This window comes from Chitinophagales bacterium, from assembly GCA_041392475.1.
Classification (GTDB): domain Bacteria; phylum Bacteroidota; class Bacteroidia; order Chitinophagales; family UBA2359; genus JAUHXA01.
In genome coordinates, this window is the sequence record JAWKLZ010000002.1 from 1,869,128 (window position 1) to 1,884,402 (window position 15,275).

11 protein-coding genes are annotated in these 15,275 nt (G+C 39.5%); 3 read left to right on the top strand and 8 right to left on the bottom strand.

The features are described from left to right. Positions 1–141 precede the first annotated feature (141 nt). The 5 genes from R3E32_20855 to R3E32_20875 all read right to left on the bottom strand — a co-directional run bounded on the left by R3E32_20855 (position 142) and on the right by R3E32_20875 (position 7,387). Positions 142–1,311 (bottom strand): thioredoxin family protein, encoded by a 1,170-nt coding sequence (locus R3E32_20855; GenBank protein ID MEZ4887194.1) that lies wholly within the window; start codon positions 1,309–1,311, stop codon positions 142–144. 244 nt (positions 1,312–1,555) lie between these two features. Next, on the bottom strand, positions 1,556–2,005 hold the full coding sequence (locus R3E32_20860; GenBank protein ID MEZ4887195.1) for a YbjN domain-containing protein: 450 nt from the start codon (positions 2,003–2,005) through the stop codon (positions 1,556–1,558). A gap of 99 nt (positions 2,006–2,104) precedes the next feature. Further along, positions 2,105–4,045 carry a cytochrome c biogenesis protein CcdA gene (locus R3E32_20865; GenBank protein MEZ4887196.1) on the bottom strand — a complete coding sequence of 647 codons (1,941 nt, stop codon included), beginning with the start codon at positions 4,043–4,045 and terminating at the stop codon, positions 2,105–2,107. A gap of 367 nt (positions 4,046–4,412) precedes the next feature. Next, a complete protein-coding gene (locus R3E32_20870) occupies positions 4,413–5,429 on the bottom strand; it encodes a PDDEXK nuclease domain-containing protein (protein ID MEZ4887197.1) in 1,017 nt (338 codons plus the stop codon). 71 nt (positions 5,430–5,500) lie between these two features. Further along, positions 5,501–7,387: a T9SS type A sorting domain-containing protein gene (locus tag R3E32_20875; protein MEZ4887198.1), complete on the bottom strand. Its 1,887-nt coding sequence runs from the start codon at positions 7,385–7,387 to the stop codon at positions 5,501–5,503. Between the two features lie 78 nt (positions 7,388–7,465). Between R3E32_20875 and R3E32_20880 the strand changes: the two genes are divergently transcribed. Both R3E32_20880 and R3E32_20885 read left to right on the top strand, forming a co-directional pair. Further along, on the top strand, positions 7,466–8,305 hold the full coding sequence (locus tag R3E32_20880) for a phosphoribosylformylglycinamidine synthase subunit PurQ (protein MEZ4887199.1): 840 nt from the start codon (positions 7,466–7,468) through the stop codon (positions 8,303–8,305). Positions 8,306–8,494: 189 nt separating this feature from the next. After that, complete coding sequence (locus R3E32_20885; GenBank protein MEZ4887200.1) at positions 8,495–9,547, top strand: AI-2E family transporter; 1,053 nt, start codon at positions 8,495–8,497, stop codon at positions 9,545–9,547. A 5-nt stretch (positions 9,548–9,552) separates the two neighbouring features. Here the strand turns inward: R3E32_20885 and rpoN are convergent, their stop codons facing one another. Together rpoN and R3E32_20895 are read right to left on the bottom strand one after the other, a co-directional pair. Beyond that, positions 9,553–11,040, bottom strand: a complete 1,488-nt coding sequence (gene rpoN / locus R3E32_20890; protein MEZ4887201.1) for an RNA polymerase factor sigma-54 — start codon at positions 11,038–11,040, stop codon at positions 9,553–9,555. A 241-nt stretch (positions 11,041–11,281) separates the two neighbouring features. Then, entirely contained in the window at positions 11,282–11,854 is a 573-nt protein-coding gene (locus tag R3E32_20895) for a hypothetical protein (GenBank protein MEZ4887202.1), read from the bottom strand. 58 nt (positions 11,855–11,912) lie between these two features. On the opposite strand from R3E32_20895, the gene R3E32_20900 reads away from it, so the two are divergent. Next, positions 11,913–12,266, top strand: a complete 354-nt coding sequence (locus R3E32_20900; GenBank protein MEZ4887203.1) for a Rieske 2Fe-2S domain-containing protein — start codon at positions 11,913–11,915, stop codon at positions 12,264–12,266. 197 nt (positions 12,267–12,463) lie between these two features. Here R3E32_20900 and R3E32_20905 read toward each other — a convergent pair whose 3' ends face one another. Beyond that, entirely contained in the window at positions 12,464–15,250 is a 2,787-nt protein-coding gene (locus R3E32_20905) for an ATP-binding protein (protein MEZ4887204.1), read from the bottom strand. Positions 15,251–15,275: the final 25 nt, after the last annotated feature.

A 15,275-nucleotide genomic window follows, 5' to 3' on the forward strand; every position in this document is an offset into this window, starting at 1 on the left:
CACATTTAGCCCATTATATTCAAAATTCAATTTTTTGGGACTTAAACTTTCTATTTTTAAATAATTATAAAAAATGCGCTCAAAAACAGATTTGTTTTTGAGCGCATTGCAAAAATAAGACGGCTATTGAAGCTGATACAACTAATCCGCTATCGCCAACAAATGTCCATAACTCCTTCCTTCCAATTTCGCATATTCAATCGCCCTTTCGGCGGTTTTTCGTGCTTTGCGGTTTTTTCCCGCTTTGTCGTAGAACTTCGCCAATGATTCGAGGTTGTAGAATTGAGGGTTGAGGTCCACCGATGTTTCGAGCCAATCAATGGCTTTCAATAAGTCGTTTTTGTCGTCAGAATGATCGGTGATTTCATACGCTTTTCGGTGGTAAATTGCAGGATCTTTGCCCTTGTAACGTTTCATAAATTGACGGTTTACCTTCACAAAATTCTTGTCGTCACCAATTCCTTCAAAGTACCTTGACTGCAATTCTATCTTCAAAAAGTCTGATTCAGGCAAATCCGATTTCTTCACTACCTTCAATATTTCTTTGTATAAGTCTTCGTTTTGGTCGCCCGTAGCAATCGCCAATTTGGTGTACAATATGTTTTTGATGTGTTGATTCACAGTTGTTTCACCGTAGCGGTTGATATAATGTTCTTTTTGGCGTAACAAAATGTTCATCGCCTTGCTGTCAAAATTTTCGGCATTGTGGTACACCCATTCCATATTTTCGGGTTTCTTGATACTGCCCGTCAAACGCATCAAAAAGAGTTTGAAACCTGATTTTTGCTCGTATAAATTCCTTGAATTGTTGTCTGTTATTACAGGAACATTTGGCTCAATAAGGACATTTCCCTTGCGAGGTTTGGGATGTTTTTTAAGGATTTTGTTGCCGAGCGTCAATATTTCTTGTTCGCTTTTGAAGCCACCTTCTCGCAGCATCAAACGACCATTGGAGTCAAAAAAGAAAGATTCGGGAACGGTCATCGCATCATAAGTTCTTTTCAATTCAATGCCATCAAACGACTCTGCATCCAACTTGATGTTGATAAAATTCTGGTTGTAAAAATTACCCACAGAAGACAATGGAAAAACATATTCTTCCATTTGACGGCATGGCAAACACCAGTCAGCAGAAAGTTGTACAAATACAGGTTTTTGTTCTTGTGCTGCAATCGCTTGTGCTTCCGATAGACTTCCTTCAAAAAACTCAATTCCTTGGTCGTTGGAAGAAAAAACAAGGTTGGAAACCAATAATAATGAGAAGCAAAATGCTGTGAAAAAACGGCTGGTTTTGAATTGTGTAGGGAACATTTGCACTATTTTTTAGGGTGTGTGTAATAGTCAAGGTGGCTGCGAATTTTGTGCCAAAATATAATGATTAGATAGGCAAGCTGCTATGAATGTTTAAAAGTTGACAAAAAAAAGGCTATTGAAGTTCTTTGCGTAAAGCCAAAAACTTCAATAGCCTTTTTATACCAAAAGATAATTTTGTAATTGATTTGCTATAATTAAACTTGAAAATCAACCACTAACTACCCTTCAAATGATGATTATATCATCCTGCATGGAACCCAATCGGACGATTGTTTGGGTACTTTTGCTTCAAAATATCATCGTAATAATCGCCATAATTGCCAATACGGGTAATCGTTGCAAATGCTTCATTTGCATCCAATCCTTCACATTCACGAATGGCTTTGAGGCAAACGTGTTCGTTGTAAACCGTAAAAGCTGCGCCATACAATTGATGGTTAATAGCCAGTAATTCCAAAGCTAAATTATCACGGTTAGAAACAGGAAGCTGCATAATAGGAGCTAATACTTGAAAATAATGCCTCGCTTCTTTCTCAATATACATGACATCAATATATACCTTCACCGAACCTTTCGTCAAATTCCACTGTCCTTCTTTCTGCCCTCTAGTGCTTTCAGCCTCTATACCCAGTTTTTTGATACAATCTTCAACAATCGCATAGTATTGTTTGCCATCATTTACATCACTCATAATGCTTAAATTTTAGTGTTTAAAGGAATTAAAAAGAGTAGCAATATACCCATTTTTTTCGACATAGCTAAAAATATAGTGGTGAACAGTACAAAAAAATTAGAAACTTTTAGAAGACGAAACGCCCATAGCAGCATCTCCGACTTTCTCACGGCATTTCATTTCTCCTTCAATCACACCGTTCTCAAAATTATCCAAACCCGATTCCAAAAACTCCTGAAAATCTTCTTTTGAAGTATAACCCCTGCCCTCAGCCTTCAATAGTTGAGCATCGGCATCCATCAACACATAATAAGGTTGAGAATTTCTATCGAAGCAACTTTCCTGAAAGTGCTGCCATTTTTCACCCACACTGGTCACTTTCACTATTTGTCCTTTGCTGTTTTCATATTCAAATTGTTCAGACAAAGGTAAAGGCAAATTTTCATCTACATATAGTGATGCAATCACAAAATCATTTTGCAGTTTTTCGATTACCCCCGTTTGGTTCCAAACCGTTTCCTCCATTCTTCTGCAACTAGCACACGCCCAACCTGTAAAGTCCAGCAAAAGTGGTTTGTTCTCTTGTTTCGCAATCTCCAGAGCCTCCTCATAACTGTGTTCACAAGCCAACTCATGCGGGCAGTGACTCCCTTGATTGCCACAAGCATAACTGTACGTAATCGGTGGCGGAAATCCGCTGACCAAGTCCAAAGGCTGACAAAACATACCTGGCACCAAATAAGCTGCAAAAGCAAAACAGGCTATTGCCGTTCCGATTCTACGAAAAGACAGTTTTTGAAGCGGGCTATCGTGTGGAAATTTGATTTTGCCGAGTAGGTAAAACCCCATCAAAACAGCGGTCACAATCCAAACCAACAAAAAAGTTTCCCGCTTCAATAAGCCCCATTGCTCTACCAAATCTGCATTCGACAAGAATTTGAATGCCAAAGCAATCTCCAAAAAACCCAACAACACCTTCACCGTATTCAGCCATCCGCCCGAACGGGGCAAAGAATTGAGCCATCCAGGAAAAGCGGCAAACAAAGCAAAAGGCAGAGCCAAAGCGACTGCAAAACCCGTCATGCCCAACACGGGTCCAATCGTACTGCCTCCTATAGCGGCTTCAACAAGCAAAGTGCCGATAATCGGCCCTGTGCAAGAAAAAGACACCAAAGAAAGTGTGAAAGCCATGAAAAAAATGCCCAACAATCCACCTTTGTCGCTTGCTTGATCCGATTGATTGATGAGCCAACTCGGTAGGCGCAACTCATAAAAACCAAAAAAGGAGAAGGCAAACAGTACAAAAATGACAAAAAAACCAATGTTCACCCACGGGTCGGTCGAAAGGCTGTGCAAAATGGCGGGCCCAAACAAAATCGTCACCAAAAACCCCAAACCCACGTAAATAACGATGATGGACAAGGCATAAATCAGCGCATTGATGATGCCCTTTGCACGGGTTTTGCTTTGTTTGGTGAAAAAACTCACCGTCAGCGGAATCATCGGAAACACACATGGAGTCAACAAAGCCAACAATCCACCCAAAAATCCTGCAATGAAAATGCCCCACGGCGTTGCTCCACGGTCTTCATCACCGCTATTTGGTGCAGCATTGAAGGCAAATTCCACATCTTTGGGCGGCAAGCAAGATTCGTCGTTGCAGGTCATAAACCGCACATGCCCCACCACAGGCGTATTCGGTGCGTCCAATCGAATGTTTTGCTGGAAAACCACTTCATTGCCGTATTTCACCAAGTCCATTTCAAAAAACGGATCAAAACCTTCTTTTTTGTAATCGCCAATCTCTCTCGGCTGTGCGTCAATCAATTCGATGCCATCCATGGACTCAAAGTGAAAAGAGGTCGGCACTGGGCCGCCTTCTTCAATGAACTGCGAATAAATCACCCAACCTACTTCCATCTGTGCGGTAAAGTTGAGTTGGTAGTCGCCATTGTCTAATTTTGTTTGCTCAAAAGACCACGATACAGGGTCTAAAATCTGAGCATTTGCAGAGGTGCAAGCAAAGCACACCAATAGCAATAGGAGGAGTCTTTTCATTGGAAAATATTTTTTGGGGTGAACTATTTTATAGTTGAAAACCAGTTACAAATATAATGCTTTTCGGGATAAGCGGTTTTTCGGGAAAATGACAATTGTGGGGTTATTGGCTTAGTAACGAAAGAAATAAGTAAATCGTGTGATTGGGAATGAGAAAATAGCTTAGGAATGCTTCAAAAATAACTTTACATAGTTCATTTCAAACCAAGATTTTAGAAAGTTCAGTTTTCTACTCGTTTGAAACTGCCTAAAATAATATGTTTTGTAGAACAAAATGAAAGTTTATATTTTGAAAAAAAAACAGTATATTTAGTTCAATTTATGTTATTTATGTTTGTGTGACGCGTTGCACAAACTCAAACACCACCTATTTTTCCTCATTTTCCTCCATATCTAAAATCTCTTGCACCCTTTCTTGAAGCAGTGCTTTATCGGGTAGATAAGTTTGGTATTTTGAGACAAAAACCTTGTTGGAAAGCCCTCCAGTGGCGTATTCAATCATAATTTCGTCTTTGGCGGCTGCCAATATAATGCCGATAGGAGGATTGTCATCGGTCATGTTTTCTTCCTTTTTGAAGTAGTTGAGATACATATTCATTTGCCCTACATCTTGGTGTTTGGCTTCACCAATTTTCAAATCAATCAACACAAAGCATTTCAAGATTCGGTGGTAAAATACCAAATCTACATAAAAATGATTGTTGTTTAGGGTAATTCTGTATTGATTGGCAATGAACGCAAATCCCTTTCCCAACTCCAAAAGAAAGTGTTGAAGGTTGTCAATAATTCTTGCTTCAAGTTCCCTTTCGCTGTAACGAGTTTTTTCTGGAATGTTCAAAAACTCCAAAATCAAAGGGTCTTTTTTGATGTCTTCCTCGTTTCGCAATATCTGCCCCTCTCTTGCCAAAGCCAAAATACCTTCCTTATCTCGACTGAGAGCCAATCTTTGAAACAATGCACTGTTTCTTTGTCGCCTCAATTCTCTCACTGACCATTTATCATTGATGGTCTGATTTTCATAAAATCCCCTTTCCAATTCATCGTCAATCTTCAACAACTCAATGTAGTGCGACCAACTCAAATAACTGGAAGCACTGATTCCATCGGGATATTTGAGATACAATTGCCGCATATAGGTCAAGCTACTTCTCGTGAAACCCTTCCCGAGAAATATGGTTAGTTTTTGGGCGAGTTCGGTAATCACATCAATCGTTTGGTTGGAATCATCTTTTTCTTTTTTGTGAATCAGATTGCCTATTTCCCAATAACTTGTCAACATTTCTTCATTGATGTTGCTAACAATATTTTTCTTGGCAGATTGGACGATATGTGAAATTTTTTCAATCAATATTTGAAGTTCGTTTTCATGTTTTTTGATAGCCATGTAGGTACTATTTATTGTTTTCTTAACAATCAATGCTTCTTACTTGTTCCTTTGTCCATAAAATCCCTGCCTTATTTCACCACCACTTTCTCCGTCCAAGTTCCATTCTCCGTTTTCACCTCCAACAAATACACCCCAACGGCAAAATCCTTGGTATCAATCACTTCTTGAAACTTGCCTTTCTTCATTTTTCGCTCATAGAGCAGTTCCCCCTTCAAATTGTACAATCGAATCATGGCACTCAGGTTTTTGGGCAATTCCGCCTCCACTCGAAAAAATTGGCGGTTGGGGTTGGGAAAAATGTGGATATTTTCGGCCCAAGTAGGGGGTGCTTCAATGTCGGTTTTGATGGGTTGCGTATAAACTCCATTGAAGTCCGTACCCATATAGGCACCCCATGCGATGTGTTCGGGAGTCGTTGCAGAGAGGTTTTTGCGGCGGAGGAAAAAACCTTTGTCGGGTTTGACCGCACTGCTGTTGCTGTGTTGTGAATACACAAAATCCAGTAAACCATCGTTTTCCAAGTCACCTATCCAAGCCGTAGAGCCGAGGTTGGTACCAGATTGAAGGGAAGTGAGGTCGCTGACCGTTGAAGTTTGGAAATCCCACATTTTCCATTGACTTTGAAAAGGTGCGCCTTGTGCAAAGTTTTTGTTGACACAAAACACCGCTTCGTCTTTGCCGTCACCATTGAAGTCCACCGCCAAAGGTGAAATGATGCTCCAACCCGCCAGCGTATCTTGCTCCAAAATTTCACCCGTTTTGCCGTCTATCATTAAGGCAATGAAGCGCAAAAATACGGGCGCAATTCCTTCTCCTACAATGGTAAAAATATCGGGAATGGTATCGTTGGTGAATTGACCCATTGCAGGGGAGGCAACGGTTTCGGTTTTGTCAATGCCATTTTCCCACAAAATGCTGTTGTCTTTGCCACTGATTGCGGTTATTTTTTCGCCATAACCTGCCACGATAATGTCGTGAACACCGTCGCCATTCATATCTGCTAAACTTGGCGGCGGAATGTAGCCTTTGCGGTTGTTGCTGACCAAGGCTACGGCATTGCTCAAATCTTCATTCAGCACATCCGCCAAAGACACCCGCCAAAGTGAACCTTCAATGGTTTCGCCTCCCGAACCAAAAATCACCTCCAAATTGCCATTGCCGAGAAAGTCATGCACTAAAGGGGAGAGGTAGGTTTCTTTGCCATCTGGAACGGGAACTTTGGCTATTTGTGAGCCATCTAATCCACTGACGACCATGATGTTTCCAGTTGGACGGTCTAAATCCAAAGGTGTGGCAAATTTGTCGCCTCCATTGGCGGTGAGCAGGTCACGAATGCCATCGTTGTTTTGGTCGGGAATCCATTGACAGGTGTAAAAATTGTAGAGTCCTGCTTCGGCTGCACTTTCGGTGTCGCCTTGAGGAAAGAACTCCCAAATCACCTCGCCCGTTGCGCCATTGACTGCAATGAGTTCTGCATCTCGTCCTGCAATGAATACATCATCGACTTCATCGCCTGTGATGTCGCCAAACAAAGCACTTCCAAACATTTGATTGCGTGCGCTGACCCGCCAAAGAACATTACCTGTTTTGCCATCAAATGCGCTGACGCTTTGGCTGCGTGCAAAATCCTCTAATCCTCCACCTACTACAATGTCCAATACCCCGTCTTTATTTAGGTCGGTGGCTCTTGGAGACGAAAAATTGTTGGTGGAGTCGGTGAAGGCTGTCCATTCGGTTTGGGCGGAGAGTGGGGTAGTTTTGAATAGGAATAGAGTATAAAAAAGAATTATCCACAAATAAAGACCCAAATGCCCGTTCAAGTTTCCAAACTTGAGCGAAAACCTTGTAGAAAGTCTCCAGACTTTTGCTACTGTTACGTGGAGAGTGTGGACACTCTCAGTAAGGGTGTTGTTCAAGTCTGGAGACTTGAACAGGTGGAAGCTGATTTTTTTCATATTGGGGGATTTATTTAGATGCGTTAGATTTTCAGAAATCTAACAGATGTACTTGTCTTTTTACTTAACTTTGCATGTATGAAAACAGTTCAATCTCTCATCATTACAGGCTTTGGCATCAACTGCGAAGAAGAGTTGGCTGCCGCTTATAAGTTGGCGGGTGCCGAAGCGACTATTGTTCATCTCAATGATATTTTAATCAAGGGCTTCAATATTCATGATTTTGACATTGTGAATTTCCCTGGAGGTTTTTCGTTTGGTGACGACATTTCTTCTGGCAAAGTCTTGGCTAACAAAATTAAGTATAAAAAGTTGGATTCTGGCAATACGTTGTTGGATGAATTGAAACGTTTTTTGGCGAATGGTAAGTATGTCATGGGTATCTGCAATGGGTTTCAGGTCTTGGTCAAAATGGGTTTGTTGCCCAACATTGCAGGGGAGGTCGAGCAGGAAGTGACTTTGACGCACAACAATTCGGGTAAATACGAAGACCGATGGGTGCATTGCAGGGTTAGCGAGAACACACATACGCCTTTTTTGAAGGGCATCAAGCAGTTTGCAGTACCTGTGCGACATGGGGAAGGTAAGTTGATTTTGAAGGACAAAGCTGTTGAAAAGCAGATTTTGGAGCAAGGTTTGAATTGTTTGACCTACTGTGACGCAGAAGGGAATCCTACCAACGAATATCCTTTGAATCCCAATGGTGCTGCCTTGAATTGTGCGGGTTTGACCGATTCAAGTGGGCAAGTTTTTGGCTTGATGCCGCATCCCGAAGCGTTTTTGAGTTTTTACAATCATCCTGATTGGGGCAGATTGAAGCGAGAGAATCCTGATGTGTCGGAGGATGGAGAAGGATTGCAGATTTTTAGGAATATTGTGGAGCATATTGAGCAAGTTCAAATTTCAAATTCAAAATGAGATACACTGAAGTTGGAGTATTGTACTTCTTGCATTCAGGTAATGTACGACTTGGAAGTTTCATTTTATAAGGGATTAATTTTTGGCGTAATTATTTCTTGATTTTTTAAGCGACAAACTTCCGAAGCCTCAAGTCGTAGATTTTTCAAAGAATCTATTTTCTTTCAAAATTCACTATTGAGATTGACCATGGAAAGAGATGTGCGACTTATTAGAAATGCGTTGTTTATCCTAGTAGCTATCATTGGTGTTTACATCGTGAAAGAGTTGGCAAGTTTGTTGATTCCCTTGGTGTTGGCTTTATTTCTTGGCATTTTACTGCGTCCTTCTTTGGTGTGGCTACAGGAAAGAAGGATTCCTTTTAGCCTGAGTGTTGTTGTGGTGATGTTGTTTTTGGGGTTTCTTTTTACTATGGTTGGTCAGATTATTTACCAAACAGGTTGGGCGATTATTGCAGAACAAGATAGGTTGTTGGTGCAGTTGGAGGTAAAACTACATCCGATTCTTCATGATATTGAAGAAATGACTGGTTTTGAAACGGGGATACATTCGGGTGGCGTTGTGGTGGCACTTCAAAAATTCATTTCTTTAGATTGGTTGATTCGTTCTTCTGGTACTTTTGCGACCATTATTGGTGATTTTACCAGCCTGTTGTTCATGACTTTGTTGTATTTGTTGATGATATTGGGTGGGATTCTCAATTACAAGCCCTACATTCTTTACCTCGAAAAAGACAGTCAGTTTGAGGGTACTTTGTTGAGAGCTTACGAAGATGTTCAGGCATCTATCACTACTTATATGAAGGTCAAATTTTGGGTAAGTCTTGGAACGGGTTTGGGTTATTGGCTGCTTTGCTTGATTTTTGGGGTTGACTTTGCCATTTTCTGGGGATTTTTGGCGTTCATTCTCAATTTTGTTCCAACGGTCGGTTCAATTGTTGCGACTGCTCCACCTTTATTGTTGGGCTGGATTCAGATTGAAGCATATGAAGCATTGATTTTATTTGGATTTCTGCTCATCGCCATTCAGTTTGTATTAGGCAATGTGGTAGACCCACTTTTGATGGGCAATAGTCTATCTATCAATACTGTGGTTATCATCTTGGGCTTGGTGTTTTGGGGCTATCTTTGGGGAATTACGGGCATGATTTTGTCAGTTCCGCTGTTGGTATTGATAAAGGTAATTTTTCAGCAAATTCCCGATGCCCGTTTTTTAGTACGGTTGATGGATAGTTCACCATAGATGTCTTACAACTGCCTTCGCAATCGAGCAACTGGGATATTCAGTTGTTCTCGGTATTTGGCAACAGTTCTACGTGCAATATTGTATCCTAACAAAACTAGCTCTTCGGTTAGTTTTTGGTCAGAAAGTGGCTTGCGTTTGTTTTCGTTGTCAATGAAATCTTGGAGGATTTTCTTTACCTCTCTAGTTGATACCTCCTCTCCGCTATCTGTCTGCAGAGATTCCGAAAAGAAAGATTTAAGTTTGAACGTACCAAATTCTGTTTGGACATATTTGCTGTTTGACACCCTAGAAATGGTCGAAATATCCAAGGCTGTAATTTCAGCTATGTCTTTCAAAATCATTGGGCGAAGCTTTGTTTCATCACCTGTTAAGAAATACTCATATTGGTAATCCAAGATGGTTTGCATGGTTTTGAGCATCGTTTGTTGTCGTTGTCGGATGGCATCAATGAACCATTTTGCAGCATCTATTTTTTGCTTGATGAACAAAACTGCATCTTTCTGTTTCTTGCTTTTTTTCTTTGTTTTAGAATAAGATTTTAGCATATCTTTGTAGCTATCGCTGATTCTCAAATCGGGTGCATTCCGAGAATTAAGGCGTAGTAAAAGATCGCCATTGTCATTGTTGATGATAAAATCTGGAATAATGTAGTTTTCAGGTTTTGCACTATTAGAGTATGTCCCTCCTGGTTTGGGATTGAGCTTCAATATTTCTTCTACTGCCTCTTTCAAATCGTTGTTGGTAATAGAAAGACTTTTAATCAATTTTGGATAATGTTTTTTAGCAAATTCCTCAAAGTGATTTTCTAATACATCCTCTGCAATTTCTAAGTATTTATTATCATTCTGTTTACTTTTTCGACGAATTTGAATCAATAGACACTCCTGTAAATCTCTCGCACACACACCTGCTGGCTCAAAATTTTGGATAACCTTAATAATTTTTTCTACCTCATCTTCCTGTGCTTCAATGTTCTGAGAAAAAGATAAATCGTCAACAATCGCTTCCAATTCACGACGCAGATACCCGTCATCATCTATGCTTCCAATGATTTGATTCGCAATTGTAAATCCCCTCTCGTCTAGTGTCACCATTCCCAATTGCTTTGTCAAGTGTTCGTGAAAGGTGCTGATTACAGGAATGGGGATACTTTTATTTTCTTCATCGAGATCCGAACCATAGCTTTCATCTCGCAGTTTGTAGGATGCTACATCATCGTCGGTCAAATAATCACTCAAATCCACGTCTTCCATTGGATCGTAATCTTCCTCCTCTTCCTTTTTTTCGTCCTTTGCAGATTCGCCCCCCATCAGCTTATCCATGTCATCTTCTTCTTCAAAGTCGTTTTCTTCCAACGCTGGATTGATTTCCAACTCTTCTTTGATACGTTGCTCCAAAGATGCAGTAGGAACCTGCAACAATTTCATCAATTGAATTTGTTGAGGCGACAATTTTTGTTGCAGCGATTGGTTTAGTTTCTGTTTTAACATAGGGGTAGAGAATTTTTATATTTATAGCATCTTTGAAAAAAAATGAATGAAAATACAACAAAAATGTTGTTTAAATGCAAGTTAATGTTTTTTCTCAATAAAAAAAAGAATAAGTTGAAGAAAAAACAAAGAACCTAAAAATAATGTAATCAATTGTTTTTTAGGAGATTGTATTAATTGTCTCTTGCACATTCTATTATAATATCAAAAAGTGCGCCTGTTTTTATAAATGTAAGACTATTTAGAGTAAGATTTTTTTCATTAGGTCTTCAAAACTTAAAACCTTTGTCCATTTTCTGTCATTATACACATTGCATACAAATTTAATTTGGATAGATTTTTCATTGTGTAATAAATGCTCAATCAAAACATTTCCATACTGTTGGTCGGCCAATCCAGTTTGTTCATCAAACGAAAATCGAGGCTTCAAATAATGTCTTTCGATTGTTTCTACGTGTGTTTTTCGTACGAAGTTTTTCACATCCGACATATATTTCACATAGTTGAGTTGTAGGGTTTGCTCTTTCAAATAATCGAACAAATGGCGGAAGGCTTCAAAACTCGTATGGTCTTCCACAGTTTTGTACTTCAAAATAAACCCTTGACTTTTAGGACTATTCAGTTTCAACAAAATACTTTGGTCTGAAGATTTCATTTGTGTCGCCAAAAAATCTAATAGGTGATCCTTTTGATCTTCGAGCTTCCAATATTGATAAGCGGCTTGCTCTTCATCGCTTCGCACAATGATTTCTTGGACGAAAGGAACATTGGAAGTTTCCTGTTTTTTAAATAACTGCTGTATGAAATTAAACATGCCCTTAAAACATTTGGTTTCTATCCAAAGTTTATAAGTAAATATATTTTTATTGAAGATGGATGTAGAATGGATCAAAATTGCAGGAATCCCGAAGGATAACAAGCCCTTTGTTGCAGAAAATAGCATTGCAGAAATAAGCATTGATGGCAAACGTTTGTATTTGACCTACTTCAAAGGCAGTTATTATGCAGGAGAGCAAAGATGTCCTCATGCGGGGGCATTGCTCACGCAAGGTTGGCTCAATGGGGATGGAGATATTGTGTGTCCTTACCACCGATTTTGTTTTGACTTGGAGACAGGTAAAAATACTGATGGAGAAGGTTTTTATGTGCAGACCTATCCTGTTGAAGTGCGAGAAAATGGGATTTTTATGGGGATGCCTAAAAAGAAGTGGTGGCAGTTTTGGTAGGAAGAATAGGTTGGCTATTCCTTTTATGATGATATTTCGCTACGAATGGGGTTTATAATCAAGCGGTTATTCTGCTTTTAAAAATAGTGTTTTATCACCAAAAAGGGAATAGGAGATTGGTTTCTCAGCACAATTAGGAAGACTTCAAAGATAACTCTACAAAATTATTTCCATAAAGAACTGATTTTCCATATGTTCTATTCATTCAAAAGCGTCCCAGGTGTTTGTCCATATTTTTCTCTAAAACATTTCACAAAATAAGCGGTACTACCAAAGCCTGTTTCGAAGGCAACCTCAGATACATTACCCTCTTGCTGTTGGAGCATTTTCATTGCTTTTTGAAGGCGAAAAGAACGAATAAATTTGTTGGCAGTTTCGTCGGTAAGTGCTTTTAGTTTGCGGTTGAGGTGTACTCGGCTCATGTTGACAGAGGAGGCAAGCACTTCCGCCCCAAATTGTTCATCGCCCAAATGGGCTTCAACAATTGAACATACTTTTTCGAGGAATGCTTTATCGACCGAGTTGGTTTGTATGGCTTCTGGTTCGATGGTAGGAGCTTCCGAAAAACGCTTTCGCAGTATATGTCGCAATTCTATTAGGTTGCGAACCCTTACTTCGAGTTCTTTGGTGTCAAATGGCTTGACTAGATAATCGTCTGCCCCTGTTTCCAATCCCTGCAATTTTTCTTCCTGAGCAGCTTTTGCAGTTAATAAAATCACTGGAATGTGACTGGTGCGTTCATTGGTTTTCAAGGTGCGACACACTTCGTAGCCATTTTTTTTGGGCATCATCACATCACTGATGACCAAATCGGGCAGATGTTCTAAGGCTTTGTCAATTCCCTCTTGTCCATTGACGGCTTCTAAAACCTGAAAAGATGCCACCAAGTATTGTCTAATGTAGGCTCTGACATCGGGATTGTCTTCAATCACCAATACAATAGGCAATTTTTTTGACTTTTTGTTGCTGTCTTTTGAATATGGTTGAAGCGTGATATTAGAGTCTTGAAGTATTTCAATGGAAGTCAAAACATTGGCTTCCATTGAAGTAGAGCCAGCTTCATCTATATCACTTTCTTTTAAGTGGGCTTTTCCTTTGGGAAATTGAAGGGTGAAAGTAGTTCCTTCGCCTTCTTCGCTTTGGACTTCAATTTTACCCTTGTGCAATTGAACCAATTCTTTGACGAGTGCCAAGCCAATTCCTGTTCCTTCTTGTTCACGGGTTTCGGAGCTATCTACTTGAAAAAAACGGTTGAAAATAAAAGGCAATCTTGAAGCTGAAATACCAATGCCATTGTCTTTTATTGAGATTTCTAAATGATTTTTTTGTTCTGCAATCGCTACTGTTATTTCTCCTTGTTCTGGCGTGAATTTGAAGGCATTGGATAAGAGGTTGTAAAAGATTTTTTCTACCTTGTCTTTGTCCAAATATAAAAAGGATGTTGCTCCTTGGTTGATAAAATGAAGTTGGATGTTTTTTCGGACGGCCAAAGACTCAAAAGACATGGTGATTCCTTTCAATAATTTTACAAAGTTCAAGGGTTTTGCCTTCAATTCCATCTTTCCTGCCTCTAATTTGGACAAATCAAGGAGTTGATTGATGAGCTGCAATAGGCGTTGGGCATTGTGGTGTGCTACATTCAGTAAGTTTTTGTCTGTTTCATTTTGTTGCTTGTCAAGTACTTGCTGAATCGGTCCCATGACCAGAGTAAGTGGCGTTCTGAATTCGTGGCTGATATTGGCAAAAAAGCGAGATTTCAAATGGTCAAGTTCTTCAAAATGCATTTTCTCGGATTTGATAGTGGTGATTCTATCAAACAAAGCATAGAATAAGATACCTGAAAACAAAATAAGTCCGATTTGAATGCCATACCTGACAATCCATATATCTGGTAGTATTCTCATTGCTCCTAAGAGGCTGATGATACTACCCAAAAAGAGAATAGCTATGGAAATCAGTAAAATACGTGCCTGTGGATATTGTTTCAAACTGAAACGAATAATGGGAATGATGCCTAAAATAGACCAAATAAGTATTGTGAGGTTTGTGATTTGCACAGCCAAAAGAGAGTCCGCAATGAGCCATCTACAAATGTGAGGACAGACCACAGTTAGACCCGTATAGATAGCGAATAAAGTGTGGTAGCTTGTCCAACGTTTTTTTAAATCAATGAAATGAGTAATGAACAAAAATAGAGATAGTACAATGCTCGAAATAATGATGTGTTTGTGTAAAACAAAGTCATTCAGCAAAGGATGGCTTAAAAATACTTCTACTACATCATTCATTCGAGGAAAATATACTCCAAACGAAAACATCAACATAGCAAAATAGAGAAAAATGCTTTCACGAAAAATGAAAAATAGAAAGGTGCTTACCAGACAAAAAAGCAACATAATACCTGCATAAAAAGAATGCCATGTATAGCGTTCTGTGATGATGTGTAAGGTTTCTTTTGTAGGGTGAATGAAAACATGGGTTTGGTGTACGGGGGCTATCCATTTATTGAAGCGTATTTTGCAGTAATAGGTTTTTGTCTTGCCTTTGTCCAAACTGATGAAGAGGTAGTTTTTGGGGGAGGGTAGTTCTTTTGCATAAGGCTTTAAGACTGCGCCTGTAAAATCTTCATCGATGATGTGTCCACTTTCAAATGTGTAAACCCAGACAGAATCCGCATTGTTGCAAAAATCGAGATAGGCATTCCACGTTTTTGAGCTTTTATTTTGTAGTTGGAAGGACGACCATAGAATAAGGGGAAAGGTATTTTCGTCTTCAAAATCGGGCTTGGTAAATGCCGAAGGGGGCATTTGTAGGATTTCATCAATGTTGTATTTTCCTTCATGGTCATACAATACAGAGAGCGAATCCGCAAAGGAAATAACTTTATCTGTAGGTTTTAGGTAGGTGAAGGTAAAGTTTGCCTCTGAGCCAAAAGTCGAACAGAAAGAAGGTAATCCAAAAAGTAGTAAGAGTAAAAATCGCATTCTGTAAAATTTTCCAATGTTGAAG